At 64.1% G+C, this 24,695-nt stretch carries 22 protein-coding genes and 1 riboswitch; of the genes, 8 read left to right on the top strand and 14 right to left on the bottom strand.

The features are described 5' to 3' along the window. Positions 1-12 precede the first annotated feature (12 nt). Positions 13-567, top strand: a complete 555-nt coding sequence (locus D6Z43_RS22420; RefSeq protein ID WP_120654224.1) for a metal-dependent hydrolase — start codon at positions 13-15, stop codon at positions 565-567. A 38-nt stretch (positions 568-605) separates the two neighbouring features. On the opposite strand, the gene D6Z43_RS22415 is transcribed toward D6Z43_RS22420, so the two are convergent. The 9 genes from D6Z43_RS22415 to D6Z43_RS22375 all read right to left on the bottom strand — a co-directional run bounded on the left by D6Z43_RS22415 (position 606) and on the right by D6Z43_RS22375 (position 9,870). Beyond that, on the bottom strand, positions 606-1,319 hold the full coding sequence (locus D6Z43_RS22415; protein ID WP_120655338.1) for a membrane integrity-associated transporter subunit PqiC: 714 nt from the start codon (positions 1,317-1,319) through the stop codon (positions 606-608). Positions 1,320-1,459: 140 nt separating this feature from the next. Beyond that, entirely contained in the window at positions 1,460-3,718 is a 2,259-nt protein-coding gene (gene parC, locus D6Z43_RS22410; protein ID WP_120654223.1) for a DNA topoisomerase IV subunit A, read from the bottom strand. A gap of 7 nt (positions 3,719-3,725) precedes the next feature. Next, complete coding sequence (locus tag D6Z43_RS22405) at positions 3,726-4,250, bottom strand: TIGR02281 family clan AA aspartic protease (RefSeq protein ID WP_120654222.1); 525 nt, start codon at positions 4,248-4,250, stop codon at positions 3,726-3,728. After that, the gene (locus tag D6Z43_RS22400; protein WP_120654221.1) at positions 4,247-5,230 is read right to left on the bottom strand and encodes an esterase-like activity of phytase family protein; all 984 of its coding nucleotides are present in this window, start codon (positions 5,228-5,230) and stop codon (positions 4,247-4,249) included. The genes D6Z43_RS22405 and D6Z43_RS22400 overlap by 4 nt, the downstream gene beginning before the upstream one ends. Beyond that, positions 5,227-7,116: a DNA topoisomerase IV subunit B gene (parE, locus tag D6Z43_RS22395; protein WP_120654220.1), complete on the bottom strand. Its 1,890-nt coding sequence runs from the start codon at positions 7,114-7,116 to the stop codon at positions 5,227-5,229. Before parE ends, D6Z43_RS22400 begins: the two co-directional genes overlap by 4 nt. Positions 7,117-7,130: 14 nt before the next feature. Then, positions 7,131-7,748 carry a YqiA/YcfP family alpha/beta fold hydrolase gene (locus D6Z43_RS22390; RefSeq protein ID WP_120654219.1) on the bottom strand — a complete coding sequence of 206 codons (618 nt, stop codon included), beginning with the start codon at positions 7,746-7,748 and terminating at the stop codon, positions 7,131-7,133. Between the two features lie 57 nt (positions 7,749-7,805). Next, complete coding sequence (gene cpdA / locus D6Z43_RS22385; RefSeq protein ID WP_120654218.1) at positions 7,806-8,621, bottom strand: 3',5'-cyclic-AMP phosphodiesterase; 816 nt, start codon at positions 8,619-8,621, stop codon at positions 7,806-7,808. Positions 8,622-8,806: 185 nt separating this feature from the next. Then, on the bottom strand, positions 8,807-9,262 hold the full coding sequence (locus D6Z43_RS22380) for a DUF1249 domain-containing protein (protein ID WP_120654217.1): 456 nt from the start codon (positions 9,260-9,262) through the stop codon (positions 8,807-8,809). Then, positions 9,253-9,870 carry an NUDIX domain-containing protein gene (locus D6Z43_RS22375; RefSeq protein ID WP_120654216.1) on the bottom strand — a complete coding sequence of 206 codons (618 nt, stop codon included), beginning with the start codon at positions 9,868-9,870 and terminating at the stop codon, positions 9,253-9,255. The genes D6Z43_RS22380 and D6Z43_RS22375 overlap by 10 nt, the downstream gene beginning before the upstream one ends. 195 nt (positions 9,871-10,065) lie before the next feature. Between D6Z43_RS22375 and D6Z43_RS22370 the strand changes: the two genes are divergently transcribed. Beyond that, positions 10,066-10,806, top strand: a complete 741-nt coding sequence (locus tag D6Z43_RS22370) for a DUF3298 and DUF4163 domain-containing protein (RefSeq protein WP_120655337.1) — start codon at positions 10,066-10,068, stop codon at positions 10,804-10,806. On the opposite strand, the gene cytX is transcribed toward D6Z43_RS22370, so the two are convergent. Beyond that, positions 10,763-12,064 carry a putative hydroxymethylpyrimidine transporter CytX gene (gene cytX / locus D6Z43_RS22365; RefSeq protein ID WP_120654215.1) on the bottom strand — a complete coding sequence of 434 codons (1,302 nt, stop codon included), beginning with the start codon at positions 12,062-12,064 and terminating at the stop codon, positions 10,763-10,765. The two genes, D6Z43_RS22370 and cytX, sit on opposite strands and share 44 nt — an antisense overlap. 124 nt (positions 12,065-12,188) lie before the next feature. Next, complete coding sequence (thiC, locus tag D6Z43_RS22360; RefSeq protein WP_120654214.1) at positions 12,189-14,072, bottom strand: phosphomethylpyrimidine synthase ThiC; 1,884 nt, start codon at positions 14,070-14,072, stop codon at positions 12,189-12,191. 87 nt (positions 14,073-14,159) lie between these two features. Further along, positions 14,160-14,266, bottom strand: a riboswitch (TPP riboswitch). Positions 14,267-14,484: 218 nt separating this feature from the next. Here thiC and D6Z43_RS22355 point away from each other — a divergent pair. Continuing rightward, positions 14,485-15,924 (top strand): TolC family outer membrane protein, encoded by a 1,440-nt coding sequence (locus D6Z43_RS22355; RefSeq protein ID WP_120654213.1) that lies wholly within the window; start codon positions 14,485-14,487, stop codon positions 15,922-15,924. A gap of 138 nt (positions 15,925-16,062) precedes the next feature. Here D6Z43_RS22355 and D6Z43_RS22350 read toward each other — a convergent pair whose 3' ends face one another. After that, complete coding sequence (locus D6Z43_RS22350; RefSeq protein WP_256660902.1) at positions 16,063-17,160, bottom strand: ABC transporter substrate-binding protein; 1,098 nt, start codon at positions 17,158-17,160, stop codon at positions 16,063-16,065. Between the two features lie 157 nt (positions 17,161-17,317). Between D6Z43_RS22350 and D6Z43_RS22345 the strand changes: the two genes are divergently transcribed. After that, the gene (locus D6Z43_RS22345; protein WP_120654212.1) at positions 17,318-19,273 is read left to right on the top strand and encodes an FAD-dependent oxidoreductase; all 1,956 of its coding nucleotides are present in this window, start codon (positions 17,318-17,320) and stop codon (positions 19,271-19,273) included. 29 nt (positions 19,274-19,302) lie between these two features. Then, positions 19,303-19,923 (top strand): cupin domain-containing protein, encoded by a 621-nt coding sequence (locus D6Z43_RS22340; protein ID WP_120655335.1) that lies wholly within the window; start codon positions 19,303-19,305, stop codon positions 19,921-19,923. A gap of 86 nt (positions 19,924-20,009) precedes the next feature. On the opposite strand, the gene waaA is transcribed toward D6Z43_RS22340, so the two are convergent. Together waaA and D6Z43_RS22330 are read right to left on the bottom strand one after the other, a co-directional pair. Beyond that, complete coding sequence (gene waaA, locus D6Z43_RS22335) at positions 20,010-21,275, bottom strand: lipid IV(A) 3-deoxy-D-manno-octulosonic acid transferase (RefSeq protein WP_120654211.1); 1,266 nt, start codon at positions 21,273-21,275, stop codon at positions 20,010-20,012. A 36-nt stretch (positions 21,276-21,311) separates the two neighbouring features. Continuing rightward, positions 21,312-22,196 carry a LysR family transcriptional regulator gene (locus tag D6Z43_RS22330; protein WP_120655334.1) on the bottom strand — a complete coding sequence of 295 codons (885 nt, stop codon included), beginning with the start codon at positions 22,194-22,196 and terminating at the stop codon, positions 21,312-21,314. 91 nt (positions 22,197-22,287) lie between these two features. Between D6Z43_RS22330 and D6Z43_RS22325 the strand changes: the two genes are divergently transcribed. The 3 genes from D6Z43_RS22325 (at position 22,288) to D6Z43_RS22315 (ending at position 24,679) form a co-directional block, all read left to right on the top strand. Beyond that, positions 22,288-22,620: a multidrug efflux SMR transporter gene (locus tag D6Z43_RS22325; RefSeq protein ID WP_120654210.1), complete on the top strand. Its 333-nt coding sequence runs from the start codon at positions 22,288-22,290 to the stop codon at positions 22,618-22,620. A 74-nt stretch (positions 22,621-22,694) separates the two neighbouring features. Then, positions 22,695-23,870, top strand: a complete 1,176-nt coding sequence (locus D6Z43_RS22320) for an FAD-binding oxidoreductase (RefSeq protein ID WP_120654209.1) — start codon at positions 22,695-22,697, stop codon at positions 23,868-23,870. Then, a complete protein-coding gene (locus tag D6Z43_RS22315) occupies positions 23,867-24,679 on the top strand; it encodes an aldo/keto reductase (RefSeq protein WP_120654208.1) in 813 nt (270 codons plus the stop codon). Before D6Z43_RS22320 ends, D6Z43_RS22315 begins: the two co-directional genes overlap by 4 nt. Positions 24,680-24,695: the final 16 nt, after the last annotated feature.

Below are 24,695 nucleotides of genomic sequence, written 5' to 3'. Positions count from 1 at the left end.
CAAGGACAGGCCATGACCACGCTGATTACTCATCCCCTGCCCGTGCTGGCCGTTGGCCTTGCCTTGGGCAGACGGATCATTCCGCCCCGGCTACTGATAGCCGGGCTGATCTTCGCCTGCGTCCCGGATGCTGACGTGCTGGCCTTCAAGTTGGGCATCGCCTACGCAGACGCCTTCGGGCATCGCGGTTTCAGTCATTCCTTGCTGTTCGCTTCTCTTTGCGGGCTATTCGCCGCAGTCATTTTCCGTGGACTGCAATGCGGGCCAGCCAAGGCAGCACTGTTCATCTTCTTCGCCACCTTCAGCCACAGCCTGCTGGATGCATTGACCGATGGCGGGCTGGGCGTCGCCTGGCTCTGGCCGTGGGACCTGGAGCGTTACTTCCTGCCGTGGCGCCCCATCGAGGTTTCTCCCTTTATCGCTGGCTTCGTTTCCCGGCGAGGGCTCGATGTACTGCAATCCGAGGCTCTTTGGGTGTGGTTACCCTGCGGCGCTCTGGCTATCAGTGGTTTAGCGGTGCGCGGTCTGGTCACGAAATACGGCAAAAAAGCTGGCGAACGCCCATGAAAAAGCCCGCATCAGCGGGCTTTTTCATGATCCTGAAATCAGAAGCGGAAGACTTCCACGTCCGTGCGCACTGGCGCCGCCATGGGAATCTTCGGCGGCTGCGGTTCCTTGGCCTTGGCCGGGGCCGCTGGGGCTGCGGGCTTGCGCGGCGCCTCGACGACAACCGGCTGGCCTTCAAGGGGTTTCACCGCGGCAGCAAGCTGCTCTGCAAGTTGCTGCAGCAACTTGCTCTGCGCGCGCACCTGATCGGCAGCGGTACCGGCATGGGCCTCTTCGAGGCGCACCAGGCGGCTATCACGCAGTTGACCTGCACGATCCAGCAGGCGCCATTGGGCCTCCAGCACAGCCGGGCGTTGCGGGCCCGAGTCCAGGCGGCTGATGGTCAGCAGAACCTGCACTTCAGGCGTAAAGCCAGGATTGCCGGGCGCCAGCACCAGGCGCTGGCTATCCAGACGCCAGGACAGCTGACGTAGCAGCACCTGATCGATATCCGCTGCCAGGCTGCCGGCCCAGCGGCCATCCGGCGCCGCGGTCAGGCTGCCATCGGGCTGGCGCTGCAGAAGCGTTTCGCGCTGAAGGTAATCGGCCACGGTTACCGGGCCGAGCAGTACTTGCATCCCAGCCTTCTTTGAGGGCACCTCCGGGGTGCCCGCGTCCAGCTGAAACATCGGAATGGAGGGGCTATGCACACAACCAGCAAGGCCAAGGAGGCTCACCAGCATCAAAGCCAGGGGAAAACGCACGGTCATCAATCTCACCCACGGCCGCCTTGTGGGCAGCCTGCAGTCGAATTCATTCGTCCTCGCCACCACCACTGAATGGCGAGGGGACATATCATCCGTCAATGTGACGCAGGACTCCATAGCAACACGTCAATTCGCCGCCGTCAGCGTCAGGCCAGCGGTTCCACCTGCAGCGCATCGACTCGCTGGAAACCACGCGGCAGCTTGTTGCCACGACGTCCGCGCTCACCCTTGTAGTGCTCAAGGTCGTCAGCTTTGAGCGAAAGGGTGCGTTTGCCGGCCTGCAGGACCAGGGTCGCACCAGACGGCAGGACTGCCAGGTCGGTCAGGTACTCCTCGCGGCTGGCGACACGATCTCCCGGGATACCAATGATCTTGTTGCCCTTACCCTTGGCCAGTTGCGGCAGGTCGGCCACCTTGAACAGCAGCAGCCGACCTTCGGTAGTCACCGCTGCCAGCCAGTCATCCTCGACACTCTGTACTGGCCGCGGAGCCACCACCTTGGCGCCATTGGGCAGACTCAGAAGGGCCTTGCCGGCCTTGTTCTTGGCCTGCAGGTCCGCCCCTTTGACCACGAATCCGTAGCCGGCATCCGAGGCGATGACATAGGTGGCGTCGTCCTCTGGGAGCATCACGCAGTCGAAGCTGGCGCCCGGAGGCGGCGTCAGACGACCGGTGAGCGGCTCGCCCTGACCTCGCGCCGAAGGCAGTGAATGGGCCGCCAGCGAGTAGCTGCGCCCGGTGGAGTCGATAAACACCGCGTACTGGTTCGAGCGACCGGGCGCTGCCGCCTTGAAGCCATCACCCGCCTTGTAGGACAGGCCAGTTGCATCGATATCGTGGCCTTTGGCGCAGCGCACCCAGCCCTTTTCGGACAACACGACGGTCACCGGCTCGGTGGGCATCAGCTCGGTTTCAGACAAAGCACGGGCTTCGGCACGGGCGACTATCGGCGAACGACGGTCGTCGCCATAGGTTTCGGCATCCTTGATCAGCTCGTCACGCACCAGTTTCTTCAGCTTGGTATCACTGCCCAGCAGTGCCAGCAGCTTCTTCTGTTCCTTAAGCAGCTCGTCCTGCTCGCCACGGATCTTCATCTCCTCGAGGCGCGCTAGCTGACGCAGACGAGTGTCGAGGATGTAGTCCGCCTGGATTTCGCTGAGTTCGAAACGCGCCATCAGGACCGGCTTGGGCTGGTCCTCGGTACGGATGATGTGAATCACTTCGTCCAGGTTGAGGAAAGCGACCAGCAAGCCGTCCAACAGGTGCAGGCGCTTCTCTACCTTGTCCAGGCGGAACTGCAGGCGGCGACGAACGGTACCGATTCGGTAAGTCAGCCATTCGCTGAGCAGGGTGCGCAGGTCCTTGACCTGGGGCTTGCCGTCCAGACCGATGACGTTGGTGTTGACCCGGTAGCTGGACTCCAGGTCGGTGGTGGCAAACAGATGCTGCATCAGCTCGTCGGCATCCACGCGATTGGAGCGCGGGATGATGACGATGCGGGTGGGGTTCTCGTGATCCGATTCGTCACGCAGGTCGGCCACCATCGGCAGCTTCTTGGCCTGCATCTGGCCGGCGATCTGCTCCAGCACCTTGGAACCGGAGACCTGGTGCGGCAGAGCGGTGACGACGATGTCGCCGTCCTCAACACGGTATACGGCACGCATGCGCACCGAGCCGCGACCTGACTCGTAGATCTTCAGCAGTTCGGCGCGCGGGGTGATGACTTCGGCTTCGGTGGGGAAGTCCGGACCGAGGATGTGTTCGCAGAGCTGCTCCACGGTGGCGTTCGGCTCATCCAGCAGGCGCACGCAGGCAGCGGCCACTTCCCGCAGGTTGTGCGGCGGTACGTCGGTAGCCATGCCCACGGCGATGCCGGTGGTGCCGTTCAGCAGCAAGTTGGGCAGGCGCGCCGGCAGGGTCGCCGGCTCGTTCAGGGTACCGTCGAAGTTCGGTACCCAGTCCACAGTGCCCTGGCCCAGCTCGGTCAACAACACTTCCGAGTAGCGCGACAGGCGCGCCTCGGTGTAACGCATGGCAGCGAATGACTTGGGATCGTCCGGCGCACCCCAGTTGCCCTGGCCGTCGACCAGGGTGTAGCGGTAGCTGAAAGGCTGGGCCATCAGCACCATGGCCTCGTAGCAGGCGGAGTCGCCATGGGGGTGGAACTTGCCGAGCACGTCGCCGACGGTACGCGCCGACTTCTTGTGCTTGGAGTCGGCGTCCAGGCCCAACTCGCTCATGGCGTAGATGATGCGACGCTGTACGGGCTTCAGACCGTCGCCAATATGCGGCAGGGCGCGGTCCATGATCACGTACATGGAGTAGTTGAGGTAGGCCTGTTCGGTGAAGTCGGCCAAGGAGCGGCGCTCAACGCCTTCCAGGCTCAGATCGAGGGATTCGCTCATGCGTGCCTCACGGAGAAGTGACTTGGCGCAGCACCAGGGTGCCGTCGCGCTGGGTGAATTCGAGTTGTTTGAGGGCGCTCATACCAAGCAGCACCTCTTCGCCGTCCATGCCCGGAACTATGATCGCGGGCACCTGGGTCAGGCGGATGTCACCCAGGCGCAGGTCCTGCAGCTGGGTGCGGTGGCCGGTGACTCGGCCGTTGGCGGTGCTCAGGGTGACCGCCGCGCCAGGCTTCAGGCCAAGGCGCTCGCCCAGCCGGGCGGGTATTGCCACCTGGGTGGCGCCAGTATCGAGCAGGAAGGTCACGCCCTGGCCGTCGATACGGCCGTCGAGCAGATAGTGCCCCTGGCGGCTGCTGGCCAGGCGCACTTCCACGTAGCCGTCGCCATGCACCGATTCGGGCGCGCGATTGGGATTGTGCTGGCGGTCCTCCCAGACACCGAAATAACGCGTAGCCAGGATCAGGCCGATGCCCCAGGCGAGCACCAGCATTACCCTTCCTGCTCGTTTGCCCGGCGTCTGTGTGGTCATTTCGCGCTCCAGCCGCCCTTGGGCGCGGTGAAGCGCCAGACAATGGGGCGACGCTCGCCGTCGGCGCGGGCCTTGCCACCGTTGTCGAGGCCGACCCAGGCTCCTTCGGCATCTATCCACAGCCCCTCGGCCACTCCGAAAGGCACACCGTATCGACGGGTATCGGCCAGTGCTTCCTCGGCAAAGGACCAGCAACGCTCGACTTCGCCATTGTTCGGCTTGCGCCGGCAGATCTGATGCGCCAGGCGCTCCAGGGTGAAGAGTTTCTCTTCATGGAAGGCAACGTCGGAGAAATCCCGTGGCATCTGCTGCTCGCTGCCGATGGGCGCTGGCGGACGCTCAGTACCCGCCTCGCTGAAGATCACGCAACCGCCGGTGCAACGCCAGGTGGACTGCTGCTTGTGAACCACCATCAGCCCCCGCCGCTCGCGCTCGGCGGCAAGCCAGAGGCGCTCGCCCTTGGGATCGACGGCAATGCCTTCAAGCAGGGCATTGAAGTGCAGCAGCATGCCACTGGCGCGGGCCTGGCGGACCAGGTTGTCCGGCAACAGCAACCAATTGGGCTCACCAGCCACCGGCAGCTGCAGCACCGCCGCATTGGCCTCGCTCACCAGGTAGCGATTGCCGACGGCATCGCAGCTGATGCCTTCAAAATCCAGGTCGTTGCCCCGCAGCATGCTGATGGCCCAGGAACGCGCACGCACGCCCCAGGGCAGGCTGCTCGGCGGTGGCGGCGGCGCATGGAAGGTCTCGGCCTCGGCCTGGAGTACGCCACCTATGGGTTTGAGCCGGTACAGCTGGCTATCTACCCGGTCGGAAACCGCCATCAGGTCGTCACCGCAGCGGGCCAGCCCGGAGAGGTTGCCTTGGGGCATGCCTTCCACCGGGTACTCGAAGGCCAGCCTCAGTTGTTCCGGATCGCCGGCGGCCCAGAGCGGTGCACAGGACAACAGACCGAGGAGGAAAAGGACTCCCCTCACACCATGACCTCGGCCAGGTTGCCCTTGGACTCGAGCCAGGACTTGCGATCACCAGCGCGTTTCTTCGCAAGCAGCATGTCCATGACCTCCACCGTGCCTTCCGCGTCTTCGAGGGTCAGCTGGACGAGGCGACGAGTGTTCGGGTCCATGGTGGTTTCGCGCAGCTGCGGCGGGTTCATCTCGCCCAGGCCCTTGAATCGGGTGACCTGCGGCTTGCCACGTTTCTTTTCGGCCACCAGGCGATCGAGAATGCCGTCGCGCTCGGCCTCGTCCAGGGCGTAATAGATTTCCTTGCCCAGGTCGATACGGAACAGCGGCGGCATCGCCACATAGACGTGTCCGGCTTCTACCAACTGGCGGAAGTGGCGCACGAACAGCGCGCACAGCAGCGTGGCGATGTGCAGGCCGTCGGAGTCGGCGTCGGCAAGGATGCAGACCTTGCCATAGCGCAGCTGGCTGAGGTCGGACGCGCCAGGATCGACGCCAATGGCGACTGCGATGTCATGCACTTCCTGGGAGGCCAGCACTTCGCCGCCGTCCACTTCCCAGGTATTCAGGATCTTCCCGCGCAACGGCATGATCGCCTGGAATTCCTTGTCCCGTGCCTGCTTCGCCGAACCGCCGGCTGAGTCACCTTCCACCAGGAAGAGCTCGGATCGCATCGGGTCCTGGCCAGCACAATCCGCCAGCTTGCCGGGTAGCGCCGGCCCCTGGGTGATTTTCTTGCGCTCGACTTTCTTGCCCGCCTTGAGTCGGCGGCCGGCATTGCTGATCGCCAGTTCCGCCAGCTGCATACCCAGATCCGGGTGCTCGTTGAGCCACAGGCTGAAGGCATCCTTGACCACGCCCGAGACGAAGGCTGCCGCCTCGCGGGAGGACAGGCGCTCCTTGGTCTGGCCGGAGAACTGCGGCTCCTGCATTTTCATCGAGAGGACGAAAGCGATGCGCTCCCAGACGTCCTCGGGTGCCAGCTTGACCCCGCGCGGCAGCAGGTTGCGGAACTCGCAGAACTCGCGCATGGCGTCCAGCAGGCCCTGGCGCAGGCCGTTGACATGGGTACCGCCCTGGGCGGTCGGGATCAGGTTGACGTAGCTTTCCTGAACGCTGTCGCCACCCTCGGGCAGCCAGAGCAGCGCCCAATCCACGGCTTCCTTGTTACCGGCCAGGCTGCCGCAGAAAGGTTCGTTCGGCAGTCGCTCGAATTCGCTGACGGCATCCACCAGGTAAGAACGCAGGCCATCTTCGAAATGCCATTCCACGCGCTCGCCGCTGGCCTTGTCCTCGAAGGTGACAGACAGCCCCGGGCAAAGCACGGCCTTGGCCTTGAGCACATGCTTGAGGCGGCTGACGGAGAACTTGTGGGAGTCGAAATACTTGGCATCCGGCCAGAAATGGACGCTGGTGCCAGTATTGCGCTTGCCGACGCTGCCGATGACTTCCAACTCGCTGGCCTTGAAGCCATCGGCGAAGGTCATCATGTATTCGCTGCCCTCGCGCTTGACGCGCACTTCGACGCGCGTGGACAGGGCGTTCACCACCGAGATGCCCACGCCATGGAGGCCACCGGAGAACTGGTAGTTCTTGTTCGAGAACTTGCCGCCGGCGTGCAGCTTGGTGAGGATCAGTTCGACACCGGGCACCCCTTCTTCGGGGTGGATGTCCACCGGCATGCCGCGGCCGTCGTCGATGACCTGCAGCGAGTTGTCCTCATGGAGGATCACCTGCACGCTACGGGCGTGGCCTGCCAGGGCCTCGTCCACGCTGTTGTCGATGACTTCCTGGGCCAGGTGATTGGGTCGGGAGGTGTCGGTGTACATCCCTGGACGCTTGCGCACCGGATCGAGGCCGGAGAGGACTTCGATGGCATCCGCGTTGTAAGTAGCCATGGATTCCCTTTCAGTCAGAGGTCGGAAAAGTCGATGTCACGCCACAGCTGCGCGGGAAAGCCGGCAAAAGCCAGCAAGGCGGGCAGATGGGCAGGGAAGTTCTGGAAACCGTGGTCGCCGCCCGCTTCGATACGCAAGGCACAGGCGCGGTAGTAGCGCTCCGCCTGACGGTAGTCGAGGGTTTCGTCGGCCGTCTGCAACCACACCTGGTAACGAACCGGGTCCTGTGGTGGTGGCACTTCCAGTTCGGCCAGCGCCATCACATGCTCCAGCGTCAGCTCCCAGGTTTCGTCGCTGTAGTAGTTCTTCTGTGGGCCAAGCTGGCCGTCGAACAACCGGTGCGGGGCGACCGCGGGGTTGATCAGCACGGCCTTCAGGCCGTGGCGCTCGGCCAAGTGGGTCGCATAGTAGCCGCCCAGTGAGCTGCCGACCAGCACCGGGCGCCCCAGTTCGGCGATAGCGGCCTCAAGCTGGCCGAGGGCCAGTCGGGGATGATGATGCAGGGCCGGAACCCGCAGACGCTCGATCAGGCCGAGGCCCTGCATGAGCGAGCTGAGCTGGCGCGCCTTGAGTGACGACGGCGAGCTGTTGAAGCCGTGGATATAGAGAAGGCTGGGTTGCGAACTGGCCACACGGTTTCCTGGCGATCTAGGGAAAGTTGTACTTCTTGCCGTGCCACGGCGCGAAGGTCAATAACCCTTGATGCTGTAATCCACTTCGAACGTGATCCCGATGACCCGCGAAACGCCGGTTTCGATGCTGCCATCACGGATCAGGCGCAACCAGCGGTATCCCGGCGCCTCGCTGCCCACGCAGAAGTCCTCGCTGCCTGGCGCGAACTGCACACAAGTGGATGGCGACGCCAGCAAGCGCACACCATTGCGGACCTGGTCGAACTCCTGGTGGACATGGCCCCAGAGCAGCGCCCGCACCTGTGGATAACGATCCAGGACGGCGAACAGGCTGTCGGCGTTGCGCACACCGATCGGGTCCATCCAGGTGCAACCGATGGGTACCGGATGATGATGGAAGCTGACCAGGACATGGCGCTCGCCGGCACCTTCCAGGGCGCTTTCCAGGAACGCCAGTTGCTCGTCGGGGAAATGTCCGGGGACGGCACCGGCGATGGTGGAGTCCAGCAATATCAGGCGCCAGTGGGGGAAGTCGACGATGGGTTCCAGCTCGGCAGTACCGGCGCACACATCGCGCATAACCGGGACTTCATCGTGGTTGCCGGGGAACCAGCGGGCAGCCGCGGGAATACTTGCAGTCAGATCCCGAAATGCCTCGTAGGACTCGACCGAGCCGTCCTGGGAGAGGTCGCCCGTGGCCAGTACCAGGTCGATGCGTGGCTGCTCCTGCAGTACCTGGTCGATCACCCGCCGCAAGCTGTCACGGGTCTCCATGCCCAGCAGCTTGCCGTCCGCCTCGGCGAACAGGTGGCTGTCGGAAAGCTGCACCAGCAGCACCGACTCGTCAGCGGCAGGGGGGAATGGATTGGGCAAGGCCTTCTCCTCGGGCAAGGTGTTCCGATTATGGTTGTTGCGCGCGCAATGGGTAAACCCGCGAAGCGGGAATGGTTCACAGTTAGCGGCTGCGGATCAACCTGGCCGACCAGTCGCAGGCCTTCCGGACAAAAGCGGGACCTTGCAGGAAAGACTGTCGATCACAGGTGAGTCTCGTCCAGAGACTAGAGGACGACCGGTTCCAGTTCGTGGCCACAGGCCAGGCAATGGCTCAACCACTCGCCGAGGAAGAGATTGAGCTGGCTCTTCTCGTCGGGCTGGTGCATGTCAGCGTTTGGATAGGAATACACGCTGCGGAATCGCCGTGCATTCTCGGCACCGACCACTTCCGCCATGCGCGCGTCATGGTAGACGCGCACTTCCAGTTGCGGCGACGGCAGCCAGGGTAGGCTGTGCTCCTGGCGCACCTGCAGCGTGGTGGTATAGGGACAGGCTTCGACCACTTCCAGAGCCAATACACCAAGCAGGCGCTCGCCCTGGCTCAGCGCGACGCGTCGGGAACCACGAACCTCGCGCATCTGCGGGAGCAGACGCATCAGGCGCGCGTAGTTCGCCTCGCAGGCTGCTTGCAGCCCAACGAGGTCGACCCGGTAGCGATCGCGCAACAGATTCACGTCCACAACCCCCTGACTTCGGTACGGTTCAGCGCCAGCCACTGCAGGGCCAGCATACTTGCGGCATTGTCCAGCCGCCCTTCACGCATCAGGGCCAGGGCGTCTTCCAGCGACAGTACATGCACGCGGATATCTTCGCCCTCCTCCGCCAGCCCGTGTACGCCTCCCGCGCCGCTGCTGTCGCAACGTCCGAGGTACAGATGCACGCGCTCGTTGGAGCCCCCTGGTGAAGGATAGTAGGTGGTGATCGGCCACAACGAAGTCAACTGCAGATCGGCTTCTTCGACGGCTTCCCGACGGGCGACCTCTTCCGGCTCCTCGTCCTTGTCGATCAGCCCCGCCACCAATTCCAGCAGCCAGGGGCTTTCGCTCTTGCCGAAGGCGCCGACGCGGAATTGCTCGATCAGCACCACGGCATCCCGTTGCGGATCATAGGGCAGTACACAGACAGCATCATGACGGACGAAGAGTTCCCGATGGATGACCGGCCCCATGTCGCCGGAGAACAGTCGGTGGCGCAGACTCAGGCGGTCCAGGCGGTAGAAACCCTGGAAACAGGTTTCTCGTTCGACCATCTCGACAGCGTCGGGGCCCGGTTTGAAGGTTTCGGTCATGGGACGGTCTCACTGCTTCGGAAGGCTTTGATTCGCGCATCCTACGCCTTGGTCGTACAGGCTGCAGCCTCTTTGCAGACGAGGCACAGACTGGGAAGATGCGCGGCGAAAGGCTGCCCGGGGATACGCGAACTCATGGCCCCAGCGGCAGTCGAAGCCTGCACTTTTCCGGAATTGCCCCTGAAGATGAAGCCGATGCCCCTCGCCAGACTCCTCGCCGCCGCCAGCCTCGGCGCCCTCCTCAGTGCCTGCCAGATGCTACCCGGTGGCAGCGACAAACTGGAACCGCAGCGCCACGCCTGGGAACACCTGAAACCCGGCTGCCAGGGCGAGACCTGCCCGCTGGTGAACATCGACACCATCAGTTTCGCCGATGAGCCGCAGCTCAATTCGCTGATCAACCAGCGCCTGCTGCAGATGACCCAGAACAGCCCCGGCGAGCCGCTTCCGGCTTCGCTCGAATCCTACGAGAAGGACTTCCTCGCCAGCGCCGAACCGGGCTGGAGCAGCTACCTGCAAGCCAAGGTACTGGAACAGCACGACAAACTCGTGTTGGTGGAACTGTCCAGCTACCTGTTCACCGGCGGCGCCCATGGCATGCCTGGCCGCGGTTTCATCAACTACGACCGCAAACTGGAGAAGCCGCTGAGCCTCGGCGACATGCTGCTTCCAGGCCAGGAAGACGCCTTTTGGAAGGTCGCCGAAGAGGCCCACCTCCGCTGGTTGGCGGCCAACAAGTTCGACCAGGATCCAGACTTCATCAAGACCTGGCCGTTCGAGCGCACCGCCAACGTCGGCCTCGGCTACGGCGCCATGCTGCTCAAGTACGACGTGTACAGCATCGCGCCTTACTCCAGCGGGCACCCGGAGATTCGCATCCCCTACCCGCAGCTCAACGGAATACTGAAGCCCCAGTATTTCCCCGGACGCGGCTGAAGCGTCCCAGCAGCATTTGCAACCCGCCAGCGGCCAACAGCGCCGGCAGGGTTGCACCCAGCTCCGGCCAACGATTGGCCAACAGGTGATAGATCACTACGCCGCAACCCCAGGCCAGCAGCGTGTCCCAGCGCAATGCAACGCGCGGCGCCAGCTCGGCGCGGCGGCGGCGCAGAATGAAGTGATCAACCAGCACCACACCGAACAGCGGCGCAAACACCGAGCCGATCAGCAGCAGGAAGTTCTGATACTCGGCCAGCGGCGCGAACCAGGCGATCAGCGTGCAGAGCAAGCCGATGGCAAGCGCCAGCTGCTCTACCTTAAGCGGCAGCAGGATGCCGCTGGACACCGCCGCCGAGTGGATATCGGCAAAGGCCTTTTCCGACTCATCCAGCAGAATCAGCAACAGCGGGATTCCCATGCCCGCGCCGGCCAGGGCCAGCAGCAGTGCATTGGCATCGCCACCCTCGGCGAACGCCAGGGTGTAGGCCACCCCCAGCCCCATCAGCCACAGGCAACCGATGAAGAAGCCCAGTGCCGAACCGACGAATACACCGCCACCACGACGGCCGAAGCGCGAGTAGTCGGCAATCAGTGGCAACCAGGACAGCGGCATGGCGATGGCGATATCGAAGCCCAGTGCGAAAGACATGGAGCCATCGCCGGCCCGCGCCATCAGGGCCGCGAAATCAGCACGCTTGATAAGGTCCCAGGTCAGCCAGATGCAGGCTCCCAGCAGCAGCCAGATGCCCCAACGGCGCAGGATGCGACGTACGAAGGCGAGCGGACCGGCTACCGCGAGCAGAGTGACCAAGGCGCCGAACACCAGGGTCCAGAGGGTCGGTGAAGCCCACAGGCTGTCCTCGCCCAGGCCCCGCATGATCAGCAGACTGGCCGCATCGCGCATCACGATGATCTCGAAGGCACCCCAGCCCACGAGTTGCAGCAGGTTGAGGAAGGCCGGCAAGGTCGCGCCAGCCGAGCCGAGGCTGAGCTTCATCGACGCCATGGAGGCAAGGCCGGTGTCGCTGCCAATCATCGCTGCCGCCCCGAGCAGCAGTACGCCGACTCCAGTGCCGAGGAAAATGGCTAGCAACGCGTCGCTGGTACCGAGGCCGGGCGCCAGCAGGGCGCCGGTCTGCAGCACCATCAGGCCGAGGCCGAGGGAGAACCAGAGGGAAAACAGGTCGCGCGTGCCGAGAACGCGCTGGTCGAAGGCGACCGGGATGGACGGCGAGTAGCTGGTCGGGGTGTTCACGTTGGCAGTTGCCCTGATGGACTGTAGTTATGAATTGGCCACAAACCGGAAAGCCGGGCCCGAAGCCCGGCTTTCGCCGTGGGGATGACAGATCAATACCTGTTCATCGTTCCGGAGCTGACGCTCACACTTGCTTGTAGATCACCGAGCCTTCGTCCTTGAAACGCCCGGACTGCTCGGCGAAGCCGGCCTCGATGGCCTTCTGTTCGTCGGTCAGGCCGTTTTCCTTGGCGTAGTCGCGCACTTCCTGGGTGATCTTCATCGAGCAGAACTTCGGCCCGCACATGGAGCAGAAGTGCGCAACCTTGGCCGAATCCTTCGGCAGGGTCTCGTCGTGGAAGGCACGCGCGGTGTCCGGGTCCAGGCCGAGGTTGAACTGGTCCTCCCAGCGGAACTCGAAGCGCGCCTTGGAGAGGGCGTTGTCGCGGATCTGCGCGCCGGGGTGGCCCTTGGCAAGGTCGGCCGCATGGGCCGCGATCTTGTAGGTGATGATGCCGGTCTTCACGTCATCCTTGTTCGGCAGGCCCAGGTGCTCCTTCGGAGTCACGTAGCAGAGCATGGCGCAGCCGAACCAGCCGATCATCGCGGCGCCGATGCCGGAGGTGATGTGGTCGTAGCCAGGGGCGATGTCGGTGGTCAGCGGGCCGAGGGTGTAGAACGGGGCCTCGTCGCAGCATTCCAGCTGCTTGTCCATGTTCTCCTTGATCAGGTGCATCGGCACGTGGCCAGGGCCCTCGATCATGGTCTGCACATCGTGCTTCCAGGCGATCTTGGTCAGCTCGCCGAGGGTTTCCAGCTCACCGAACTGCGCGGCGTCGTTGGCATCGGCGATGGAGCCCGGACGCAGGCCGTCGCCCAGCGAGAAGCTGACGTCGTAGGCCTTCATGATTTCGCAGATTTCCTCGAAGTGGGTGTAGAGGAAATTCTCCTTGTGGTGAGCCAGGCACCACTTGGCCATGATCGAACCGCCGCGCGAGACAATGCCGGTCACGCGCTTGGCGGTCAGCGGCACGTAGCGCAGGAGTACGCCGGCATGGATGGTGAAATAGTCCACGCCCTGTTCGGCCTGCTCGATCAGGGTGTCGCGGAACAGCTCCCAGTTCAGGTCTTCGGCGATGCCACCGACCTTCTCCAGGGCCTGGTAGACCGGTACGGTGCCGATGGGTACCGGCGAGTTGCGGATGATCCACTCGCGGGTTTCATGAATGTGCTTGCCGGTGGACAGGTCCATCACGGTGTCCGAACCCCAGCGGATACCCCAGGTCAGCTTGGCCACTTCTTCCTCGATGGAGGAACCCAGGGCCGAGTTGCCGATATTGCCGTTGATCTTCACCAGGAAGTTGCGGCCGATGATCATCGGCTCCAGCTCCACATGGTTGATGTTGGCCGGGATGATGGCGCGGCCGCGGGCGATTTCCTCGCGGACGAACTCCGGGGTGATTTCCTTCGGAATGCTGGCACCGAAGCTCTGGCCCGGATGCTGCTCCTTCAGCAGACCGGCGGCGCGCGCCTCGGCCAGTTTCATGTTCTCGCGGATGGCGACGTATTCCATCTCAGGCGTGATGATGCCCTGCTTCGCGTAGTGCATCTGCGTGACGTTGCGACCAGCCTTGGCACGGCGCGGGTTGCGCACATGGGCAAAGCGCATGGCCGACAGTTCGGCATCAGCCAGGCGACGCTGGCCGAACTCGGAGGTCAGGCCCGGCAGGCGCTCGGTGTCGTTGCGGTCTTCGATCCAGGGGGAACGCACGTCGGCCAGCCCCTTGCGCACATCGATGCTGACGCTTGGGTCGGTGTAGGGGCCGGACGTGTCATAGACAGTGACCGGGGCATTGATCTCGCCGCCGAAAGCGGTGGGAGTCACATCCAGGCTGATTTCGCGCATGGGCACGCGGATGTCCGGGCGGGAGCCCTGCACATAGACTTTCTGCGAACGGGGGAAAGGCTGGATGGATTGCTGGTCGACCTGGGCGCTCTCGCTCAGGTTCTTTTGTTGTTTTGCGGTCATCGGCTGGCTCCTGGGGTGATGTCGGAGCGAACCTGAAAGAGAGTGCACCGGGACTGGTGCCGAGAGGGGCCTTCCGGAGTTCGGACTGGGAAGGCACATCTTGTTCCCTACGCAGGCTTTAACCTGATCAGGTTCAACGGGATCCGGAACTCTCCGATCTCAGCCTCCGATTCGAGGCACCCCGACAAGAACCCGCGCAGTCTAAACAAGCTTCCCCAAGAAAACCAACCCAGTGGTCAGAATAACGTGACCAGCGCGTCGAGAAATGACGCAAGTAACTCAACAGAAAGGGATTGTTGCAGGCAGGCAACATAGCTTGTCGCAAACTACACTGAGGCCGCCGCTGGGGCGTCTTGACCCGCTCCCAGCGGCCCCGTAGCCTTGCCCGACACCTCAGAATCCAGGATTGATCATGCTGCGCAGACTCTCGCTGGCCATCGCCGTGGCTTCCGCCTTTGCCGGAACTGCCTGGGCCGTAGATGCCCCCCTGTCAGCCAAGACGGACCTCGTGACCGTCTACAAGGACGCCGTCGACAACAACGCCGATCTCGCCGCCTCCCGCGCCAACTACGAGGCGCAGCGCGAGGCCGTACCCCAGGCTCGCTCCGGCCTGCTGCCGCAGATTAACGGCGGCGCCACGGCCAACGACACCCGGACCAAACTGGACGAACCATCCAGCACCTTTTCGCGCAGCGGCATCGCCTACCAGGCGACCTTGAGCCAACCGATTTTCCGTGCCGACCGCTGGTTCCAGCTGAAGGCAGCGGAGTCCACCACCGAGCAGGCCGCCCTGGACTTCTCCGCGACCCAGCAGAACCTGATCCTGCAGACTGCGGAAACCTACTTCGCCGTACTGCGTGCCCAGGACAACCTGGCTTCGACCAAGGCCGAGGAAGCGGCGTTCAAGCGCCAGCTCGACCAGGCCAACGAGCGCTTCGATGTGGGTCTGTCGGACAAGACCGATGTGCTGGAAGCCCAGGCCGGTTATGACACCTCCCGCGCCAACCGGCTCATCGCCGAGCGAAACGTCGACGACGCTTTCCAGGCCCTGGTGACCCTGACCAACCGCGAGTACCCCTCCATCGAGGGCATTCGTCATACCCTTCCGGTCGTGGTGCCCGCACCCAACGACGCAAAGGCGTGGGTCGACACCGCCGCGCAGCAGAACCTCAACCTGCAGGCCGCCAACTACGCCGTCGACGCTGCTGAAGAAACCCTGCGCCAGCGCAAGGCCGGCCACGCACCGACCCTGGACGCTGTAGCCAGCTACCAGAAGGGCGACAACGACAGCCTCGGTTTCAGCAACACCACCGGCAACACCCAGACCTTCGGCAGCGATGTGGAGCAACGCAGCATTGGCCTGCAGCTGAACATCCCGATCTACAGCGGTGGCCTGACCAGCTCGCAAGTACGCGAGTCCTACCAGCGTCTGAACCAGACCGAGCAGCAGCGTGAAAGTCTGCGCCGTAACGTGGTGCAGAACACCCGCAACTTCCACCGCGCGGTGAACACCGACGTGGAGCAGGTGAAGGCACGCAAGCAGTCGATCATCTCCAACCAGAGCGCCCTGGAAGCCACCGAGATCGGCTACCAGGTGGGTACTCGCAACATCGTCGACGTGCTCGACGCCCAGCGCCAGCTGTACAGCTCGGTGCGCGACTACAACAACGCGCGCTATGACTACATCCTCGACAACCTCCGCCTGAAACAAGCCGCCGGCACCCTGAGCCCGGGCGACCTGGAAGCCCTGGCCGCATTCCTCAAGCCCGACTACGATCCGGACAAGGACTTCCTCCCGCCGGATCTGGCCAAGGCAGCAGAAGCCAGCCTGAAAGGCGACCCGGAATACTGAGTTCCGCTGCAGACGCAAAAAGCCCGGCATTCATGCCGGGCTTTTTCGTTGGTTTGTGAAAAGGTTTGTGAGAGCGATTCAATTCGCGATGCCCTGATCCAAACAGGCCGTCGGCCTGCTTGGCGAATGAACTCGCTCCTACTTTGCCGCCCAAGCATTGAAGCGCTGCTCAAGATCCTCGCCGTGGTCAGTCCAGAACTCCACATTCATGGGCAGGGCCTGCGCCATGTTCTGTGGCGCACTGGGTAGCCAGCCGGTCAGTGCCGGATCCAGGCGATCGAAGGTCTGCTGGTTGACCGGGCCGTAGGGAATCCGTTTGACATAGTCGGCCTGGTTGTCGGCCTTGTTGATGAAGGCGATCAGCTGGTGGGCGCGCTCGACGTGTTTCGAGCCCTTGATGATCGCCCAGTAATCCATGCCATAGAGGCTATCCGGCCACACCACCGCGAAATTGTTGCCGTCCTGGTGTGCCGCGGCGATACGCCCGCTGTAGACCGAGGTCATGGTCACGTCGCCGGCAGCCAGCCATTGCACGGGCTGCGCGCCCGCTTCCCACCACTGGATGTAAGGTTTGAGCTGGTCCAGCTTGGCAAATGCCCTTTCCACGCCTGCCGGTGTTCCCAGCACCTTGTAGACATCCTCGCGCTTGACGCCATCAGCCAGCAGCGCGAACTCCAGGTTGTACACGGCACGCTTGCGCAGCCCGCGCTTGCCCGGGAAGCGTTGCACATCCCAGAAATCCGCCCAGGACTTCGGCGCTTCGGCCAGTTTGCCGGCGTCATAGGCGAGCGCCACGCTCCAGACCATAGTGGCCGAACCGCATTCCTGGGCCGCATCGGCGATCAACTGGTCGGCGCCACCTATGCGCTGCCAGTCCAGGCGCTCGAACATGCCTTCCTCGCATCCACGCACCAGATCAGGCGCCTCGATCTCCACCAGGTCCCAATCGGCACTGCCGGTATCGGCCATGACCTTGATGCGGGCCATCTCGCCGTTGTACTCGCTCTCCGTCAGCGGCGCTCCGCTGGCCTTGGCGAACGGTTTGAAGAAAGCGTCGCTCAGGGCCTTCTGCCCTGCTCCGCCGTAGCCCACCACCACCATGCTGTCATCCGCCTGGGCGTTCCCCAGGCTGCAAGCGAGCGCCAATCCGGCCAGCAGGCGGGCCGCATGACTGGAACCAGGAACGGAACAGGGGTGCGATTCGTTGCCCAGGTGAGGGACGAAAGACTGCCACATGGTGCTTCTCCTCTTGTTGTTGTCGTGAAGCCTGCCCGGCTCGGGCCGATTCGAAGCTAAGTCAGAGCAAAGTAAAAAAACAAGTTGATTTTTTACTTAAGGTAAATTTTCATGACTCCACAAGAACAAGCAGGGCCGCCAGGCCTCAGGAGCCTCCATGTCCAGCGCCACCTTCCCGCACCTGTTCGAGCCCCTGGAAATCCGCGGCAAACGCCTGAAGAACCGGATCATGTCCAGTGGGCACGACACCTCGATGCCCGCCGACAACCTGGTCAACGACCAGCTTTTCGCCTACCACCGCGCTCGCGCCAAGGGCGGGGTCGGTCTGATCGTCCTGCAGGTGGCCGGAGTACATGACAGCGCGCGCTACACCTCCCATGTGCTTATGGCCACCGACGACGCCTGCATCGCAGGCTATCGGCGCCTGGCCGACGCCTGCCATGCGGAAGGCACGGTGGTGCTCTCCCAAATCTTCCATCCGGGCCGGGAAATCATGGAGTCCAGCGATGGCCTGCTGACAGTGGCTTGGTCCGCCTCGGCCTCGCCCAACGAGCGTTTCCGAGTGATGCCACGAGCCCTGGGCCAGTCGATGATCGATGAAATAGTCGCCGGCTACGGCGCCGCCGCCCGTCGACTGTGTGCAGCCGGCCTGGACGGCGTAGAGATTGTCGCCAGTCACGGCTACCTGCCCGCACAGTTTCTCAATCCACGAGTGAACCGCCGGGAGGACGGTTACAACGGCGATCTGGACGCCCGCCTGCGCTTCGTCCGCGAAGTGATACAAGCCGTGCGCGCCAACTGCCCGGACGACTTCATCGTCGGGATGCGCATCTCCGCCGACGAACGCGACCCGGAAGGCCTGACCGAAGACGAATCCCTTTCCGCCGCGCTCGCCCTGCAAGGACAACTCGACTACCTGCACCTGGTGGCGGGCACGTCCGCCTCCATCGGCGGCGCCATCCATATCGTGCCACCCATGGCCATCGAAGCTGCGTACCTGGCCTCCACCGCCTGGACCTTCAAGACACGCCTGGACATCCCGCTCTTCGTCACCGGGCGGATCAACCAGCCCCAGGAAGCCGAAACCATCCTCGCCCGCGGCCAGGCCGATGTCTGTGGCATGACCCGCGCACTGATCTGCGATCCGCAGATGCCGAACAAGGCGGCCAACGGCCGTAGTGACGATGTGCGTGCCTGCATTGCCTGCAACCAGGCCTGCATCGGCCACTTCCACCGTGGCTATCCCATCTCCTGCATCCAGCACCCGGAAACCGGTCGTGAACTGACCTACGGAACACCGAGCCCTGCCACTGTGCGCAAGCGCGTGATGGTCGTGGGCGGTGGGCCGGCAGGCATGAAGGCCGCCGCCGTGGCTGCCCAGCGTGGCCATGAGGTGGCCCTCTTCGAGGCTGGCAACCAACTCGGCGGACAGGTGCTGCTGGCTCAGTTGCTGCCTCGACGCGCGGAATTCGGTGGTGCGGCCACCAACCTGCAACGGGAGATGGAACTGGCCGGCGTGCAGGTGCAACGCAACGTCCGCGTCGACCGTGCCCTGGTGGAACGCGAGCGTCCTGACCTGGTGGTGCTCGCCACCGGGGCAAAGCCCTACTGGCCTCCCTTCGAGCGAGGCGGCGAGTTGCAGGTGGTAGATGCCTGGCAGGTGCTGCGCGAAGAGGTACAACTTGGCCGTTCAGTGCTGGTCACCGATTGGCGCGGCGACTGGGTCGCACCCGGCATCGCCGAACGCCTGGCACGCAATGGCCATCAGGTGCGCCTGGCGGTGAGCGGCACCCACTGCGGCGAGAGTCTGCCCCTTTACGTGCGCGATCAGATGGCCGGAGAGCTTCACAAGATGGGCATTCCAATCACCACCTATGCGCGCCTCTACGGCTGCGACGACAACACCGTGTACATGACGCATTCCGCCTGTGGCGAGCCAATGCTGTTCGAGGATGTCGACACCCTCGTGCTCTGCCAGGGCCACCAGCCGGTGGACGACCTGGGCAGTGAGCTGGAAGGACTGGTGGAGTTTCACCGAATCGGCGACTGCCTGGCGCCACGCACGGCGGAAGAGGCTATTTACGAGGGGCTGAAGTTGGCTTGGAGCATCTGAGTGTCGCCGGTGATCGCGGCTGCAATACAATGCCGCGATTCTGTCCCATGGAGGGAACCATGAGCCCCAGCCTGCCATCGCCGAACGCCAACGCCGAGAGCCAGTTCCTCGGCACGCGCATCCGCGCGCTGCGCAAACGTCGGGGCCTGACCCTCAGTGAGCTGGCCGAACAGAGCAAGCTCACGGCCGGCTACATCAGCCAGTTGGAACGCAACCTGGCCTATCCCTCGATTCCAGCGCTGTTCAATATCGCTCGCAGCCTGGGCGTCACGATCCAATGGTTCTTCGCCAGCGAAGCGCCCACCTCAGAAGCCGATCGCGGGTACGTCGTGCGGCGCAACGCCCGAACCAGCCTTCACTACGAAGACGGCATCACCGACGAGCTGCTCAGCCCGCAGCCCCTGCGCCAATTGGAAATGCTCCATTCGCGCTTCCCGCCCGGCTCCTACAGCGAAGAGAGTTACAGCCACGAGGGTGAAGAAGCCGGCTATGTGCTCAGCGGCGAATTCGAGCTTTGGGTCGGCGAGCGGCACTTCCGTCTGCAGGAAGGCGACAGCTTCAGCTTCTCCAGCCAGGAACCGCACCGCTATGGCAATCCCGGCGAGAAGGATGCGCTGATCCTTTGGGTCATCACCCCGCCGACATTCTGAATAGCACCGCCAGTCAGGGGCTTTTCCTGTAGGGGCGAATTCATTCGCCAAGCAGGCCGAAGGTCTGCCCTTCAAGCCCTACGGGATCACAGCAGCCGCGCAATCCCACCCAACAGCCGCTCCAGCGCGCCCTGGTTGGCCTTGAGCACACCCAGTCCCGCTTCGCGCATGGCCCCGGCACGACTGGAATCGGCCCAGAGCCCCTCCACCTGCGCCGCCAACTGTTCGGCGTCAGCCACTTCGGCCAGTGCCCCGGCATCACGCAACTGCGCGGCGATTTCGAGGAAGTTGAACAGATGCGGGCCGCTGAGCACCGGCTTGCCCAAGGCTGCCGGCTCCAGCAGGTTGTGACCGCCATTGGGCACGAGGCTGCCACCAACGAAGGCGATATCGGCCAACGCATAAAGGAACAGCAACTCGCCCATGGTGTCGCCGACCAGCACGGCGTCTGTTGCGGCAACGGGTGCGCCGGTGGATCTGCGCACGCTTGCCAGCCCTTCGCGACGACTCAGCTCGAACACCGAACCGAAGCGCTCCGGATGGCGCGGTACCAGGATCAGCAGCGCGTCTGGCCGTTGCTTCAAGAGGGCCTTGTGAGCGGCCAGGACGATTTCGTCTTCCCCGGCATGGGTGCTCGCGGCAATCCAGACTGGCCGCGACTCGGCGCCCCACTGGCGGCGCAGTTCCGCGGCGCGCTGGAGCAGCGCCGGGTCGATGCGAAGGTCGAACTTGATCGAGCCGGTCACGCCCACACAGTCGGGGCGCGCACCCAGAGTGCGGAAGCGCTCGGCTTCAGCCTCGGTCTGCACGGCAATCCAGCTCAGCTCGGCCAACATGGGCGCTGTCAGTTTGGCGAATCGCGCATAGCCACGAGCCGAACGCTCAGACAGCCGCGCATTGGCCAGCACCACCGGGATGCCGCGACGGGCGCACTGGTGAATATGGTTCGGCCAGAGTTCGGTCTCCATGATCACCGCCAGCTTCGGCCGCACCTTGTCAAGGAAACGGGCAGCCGCCCAGGGCAAGTCATAAGGCAGGTAACAATGCTGCACTTTGTCGCCGAACAGCGCGCGAATGCGCTCGGAGCCGGTGGGCGTCATGCAGGTGATAGTGACGGGCAGGTCCGGGTGGCGCTCCAGCAGGGCGCGGACCATGGGGGCGGCGGCAATGCTCTCGCCCACCGACACGGCATGGACCCAGATGCCGCCTGGCTTGACCACAGGCAGACCGAAAGCGAAGCGTTCGCCGATGCGCCGCGCATAAGCCGGCGCACGCCAGGCGCGCCAGGCCAGGCGCACGGCTACCAGAGGCAGACCGAGATGGAACAGCAGGGTATAGAGGGTGCGATTCATGGGCGCGGAGCTTAGCGTGACTCGCCGACGATCGCACTAACCCATGGCTTGCAGGTGTTCCGCCAGGCTATCGGCCAGCCAGAGCGCCGCCGGCCCCAGTGCCTCGTCGCGACGGCAAACCAGCTCCACCACCAACGATGGCGGCGTCCAGTCACTGCGCAGCTCCACCAGTTGTCCCTGGTAGGCCGGATACTGGGCCACATGGCGCGGCAACCAGGCCCAGCCCAGCCCACGCATCAACAGTTCAGCCATCACGTAGAAGCTGTCAGCACGCCAGACCTGCGGGCCAATCTGCTCGCCGCCAGGATAGTGGCTGTCCTGCGGCGACATGAGGATCTGTCGGTGCCGCGCCAGTTCGCTGCGCTCGGCATAATTCCTGTTGGCCAGGGGGTGGCCGGCGCCGCAGACCGTGACCATCTCGATGGTGCCGAGCCGCTGGCGCTCCAGCGCATCGGGCATTTGCTCGTGGTGGAACAGCAGGCCGAGGTCGGCACGTCGCTCCAGCAGCTTTCGCGCCACTTCGCCTTGCGCACTGGCAGCCAGCTGCACCTCCAGCAGAGGGAACGCCGTGCCCAGCGCCTCCAGGCTGGCCAGGACAGGTTGATAGGGCATCGCCTCGTCCTGGGCCAATCGCAGGCGGGCTTCCTCACCCTTGGCCAACCCCTGCGCCTTGCCTTCCAGTCGCTGGCATTGGCGCAGCACTTCGCGTGCCTCCTCCAGCAAGGCAACGCCCGCCGCCGTCAAACGTGGCTGGCGGCCGCTGCTGCGTTCGAATAGCTGCACACCAAGATCATCCTCCAGCGCGGCGATACCGCTACTGACGGCAGACTGGGCGCGCCGCAGCTTTCGCGCTACGGCAGAAAAGGACTGGCCTTCGGCAACCCCGACGAACAGGCGGATCTGCTCAAGATTCCATTGCATGACCATCAACCTATCTTCCAACCAGATAGGTAATGACTTTATCCCATCATCCGGAAGTCTAGAATCCGCCCATCGCACAGGAGGTCCGACCATGACCGGCTACATCTATCTCGCTATCGCCATTGCCGCCGAAGTGATCGCCACTACCTCTATGAAGGCCATCGATGGCTTCAACAAACCACTGCCCCTGATCCTGGTGATCGGCGGCTATGCCATCGCCTTCTGGATGCTGACCCTGGTGGTGCGCAGTATTCCCGTGGGCATCGCCTACGCCATCTGGGCCGGTCTCGGCATCGTGCTGGTGAGCGTCGCCGCGCTGGTGCTCTATCAGCAGAAACTGGACACCCCAGCCGTGCTGGGCATGGGCCTGATCGTATCCGGCGTGGTGGTGATCCAGCTGTTCTCCAACAGCACGGGGCACTGAATCGCCTCTTCCCGCAGCTTCACGAACAGGGGCGCTATACTGCGCCCCTGTTTTTTTCGAGGCGCCTGCGACCCATGGCCGAATCCCTTTCCACTGATGTGCTCATCCTCGGCGGCGGCATCGCCGGCCTCTGGCTCAACGCCCGTCTGCGCCAGCAGGGCTTCGCCACGCTACTGGTAGAAAAGGCCAGCCTTGGCGGCGAACAGAGCGTCAAGTCCCAGGGAATCATCCACGGTGGCGCCAAGTACGCCCTGCACGGTGCTCTGACCGGTGCCTCCGAAGCCATCGCCGACATGCCCCGCCGCTGGCGCGAGGCCCTGGCCGGTAACGGCGAACTGGATCTGCGCAGCGTGCGTCTGCTCTCCGATGCCCACTACCTCTGGTCCCCCGGCACCCTGGCAGGCAACCTGACCAGCTTCTTCGCCAGCAAGGCGGTACGCGGCCGGGTCGATCAGGTGAAGGGCAGCGAACTCCCTCCTGCGTTGCAGCACCCCAAATTCAAGGGCAAAGTCTATCGCCTGGCCGAACTGGTGCTGGACGTGCCGAGCCTGATCAATCGCCTCGCGGAACTGGCCGGCGATGGCCTCCTGGCCGCCCGTGAGGTCGAGCCCCTGCTCGAAGACGGCCAACTCACCGGCCTGCGCCTCGATGGCCGTGAAGTCCGCGCGCAACGCATCGTGCTCAGCGCCGGCGCCGGCAATCAGGCGCTGCTCGAAACCCTGGGCCAGAGCCAGCCGGCCATGCAGCGCCGACCGCTGCACATGGTGATGGTCAAGGCCCCCAGCCTGAAGCCGCTCTATGCCCATTGCCTGGGTGGCGGACCGAAGCCGCGCATCACCGTCACCAGCCACCCGGCCGCCGACGGCCAATGGGTCTGGTACCTCGGCGGCGACCTCGCCGAGGCCGAAGGTGTTGCCCGCAACGAAGCCGAACAGATTGCCGCCGCCGAACAGGAACTGCGCCAGCTGCTGCCCTGGATCGACCTGTCCGCCGCCCAGTGGGCAACTCTGCGGGTGGATCGCGCCGAGCCGGCCCAGAGCGGCCTGGTACGTCCGGACAACGCGTTCCTCAGCGAACAGGGCCACCTGCTGGTGGGCTGGCCGACCAAACTGGCCCTGGCGCCCGACTTCGCCGACCGCGTACTGGCCGCCTTCGAGCGCGACGGCCTGCGCCCGGCCGCCAATCCAGCGCTGCCGGCCCTGCCCCGCCCACCTGTGGCGCAACCCGTTTGGGAGGAATTGCTGGGATGAGCAGCCTGCACAACCTCCATCGTCCCCTGGGCAGCACCGGCCTGATGGTTTCCCCCCTGGGGCTGGGCACCGTGAAGCTGGGCCGCGACCAGGGCGTGAAGTACCCCAACGGCTTCACCATCCCCGACGATGCCGAAGCTCGCCAGCTTCTGGCGCTGGCCCGCGACCTGGGCATCAACCTGATCGACACTGCCCCGGCCTACGGCCGCAGCGAGGAACGCCTCGGCCCACTGCTGCGCGGGCAGCGTCAGGATTGGGTGATCGTCAGCAAGGTAGGTGAAGAGTTCGAGGCTGGCGTTTCCCGTTTCGACTTCAGCCCCGAACACACGCGTTTTTCCGTCGAGCGCAGCCTGAAGCGCCTGGAAACTGACTTCATCGATCTGGTGCTGGTGCACTCGGACGGCAATGACGTGGCCATCCTGCGCGACAGCGGTGTGTACGAAACCCTCGCCGAGCTCAAGCAGGCCGGCAAGATCCGCGCCTTCGGCCTGTCCGGCAAGACTGTGGACGGCGGGCTCCTCGCCCTGGAGCGAGGCGATTGCGCCATGGTCACCTACAACCTGAACGAGCAGGGCGAGAAGCCGGTACTGGACTTCGCCCTGCAACAGAACAAGGGCATCCTGATCAAGAAGGGCCTCGCCAGCGGCCATGCCTGCCTCGACGCCGGGGTGGACCCAGTACGTGCCAGCTTCGAACTGATCTTCGGTCATTCCGGGGTGACCGGCGCGATAATCGGGACCATCAATCCGCTGCATCTGTCCCATAATGTCGCGACGGCCGCTGCCGTTATCGGAGCCCATCGCCACTAAACGAGCCCTGCCAAGC

The sequence above is a fragment of the Pseudomonas sp. DY-1 genome, from assembly GCF_003626975.1.
In the GTDB taxonomy this organism is placed as follows: domain Bacteria; phylum Pseudomonadota; class Gammaproteobacteria; order Pseudomonadales; family Pseudomonadaceae; genus Metapseudomonas.
Note: the sequence above shows the minus strand (reverse complement) of the source record. Positions and strands in the feature narration are given on the sequence as shown.

What these genes read in the sequence shown, in the direction of transcription:
- D6Z43_RS22420 (WP_120654224.1), top strand. Translation starts at nt 13, where the DNA reads ATGACCACGCTGATTACTCATCCCCTGCCCGTGCTGGCCGTTGGCCTT.
- parC (WP_120654223.1), bottom strand. Translation starts at nt 3,718, where the DNA reads ATGAGCGAATCCCTCGATCTGAGCCTGGAAGGCGTTGAGCGCCGCTCC.
- D6Z43_RS22405 (WP_120654222.1), bottom strand. Translation starts at nt 4,250, where the DNA reads ATGACCACACAGACGCCGGGCAAACGAGCAGGAAGGGTAATGCTGGTG.
- parE (WP_120654220.1), bottom strand. Translation starts at nt 7,116, where the DNA reads ATGGCTACTTACAACGCGGATGCCATCGAAGTCCTCTCCGGCCTCGAT.
- D6Z43_RS22375 (WP_120654216.1), bottom strand. Translation starts at nt 9,870, where the DNA reads ATGACCGAAACCTTCAAACCGGGCCCCGACGCTGTCGAGATGGTCGAA.
- D6Z43_RS22370 (WP_120655337.1), top strand. Translation starts at nt 10,066, where the DNA reads ATGCCCCTCGCCAGACTCCTCGCCGCCGCCAGCCTCGGCGCCCTCCTC.
- thiC (WP_120654214.1), bottom strand. Translation starts at nt 14,072, where the DNA reads ATGACCGCAAAACAACAAAAGAACCTGAGCGAGAGCGCCCAGGTCGAC.
- D6Z43_RS22355 (WP_120654213.1), top strand. Translation starts at nt 14,485, where the DNA reads ATGCTGCGCAGACTCTCGCTGGCCATCGCCGTGGCTTCCGCCTTTGCC.
- D6Z43_RS22350 (WP_256660902.1), bottom strand. Translation starts at nt 17,160, where the DNA reads ATGTGGCAGTCTTTCGTCCCTCACCTGGGCAACGAATCGCACCCCTGT.
- D6Z43_RS22345 (WP_120654212.1), top strand. Translation starts at nt 17,318, where the DNA reads ATGTCCAGCGCCACCTTCCCGCACCTGTTCGAGCCCCTGGAAATCCGC.
- D6Z43_RS22340 (WP_120655335.1), top strand. Translation starts at nt 19,303, where the DNA reads ATGCCGCGATTCTGTCCCATGGAGGGAACCATGAGCCCCAGCCTGCCA.
- waaA (WP_120654211.1), bottom strand. Translation starts at nt 21,275, where the DNA reads ATGAATCGCACCCTCTATACCCTGCTGTTCCATCTCGGTCTGCCTCTG.
- D6Z43_RS22330 (WP_120655334.1), bottom strand. Translation starts at nt 22,196, where the DNA reads ATGCAATGGAATCTTGAGCAGATCCGCCTGTTCGTCGGGGTTGCCGAA.
- D6Z43_RS22325 (WP_120654210.1), top strand. Translation starts at nt 22,288, where the DNA reads ATGACCGGCTACATCTATCTCGCTATCGCCATTGCCGCCGAAGTGATC.
- D6Z43_RS22320 (WP_120654209.1), top strand. Translation starts at nt 22,695, where the DNA reads ATGGCCGAATCCCTTTCCACTGATGTGCTCATCCTCGGCGGCGGCATC.
- D6Z43_RS22315 (WP_120654208.1), top strand. Translation starts at nt 23,867, where the DNA reads ATGAGCAGCCTGCACAACCTCCATCGTCCCCTGGGCAGCACCGGCCTG.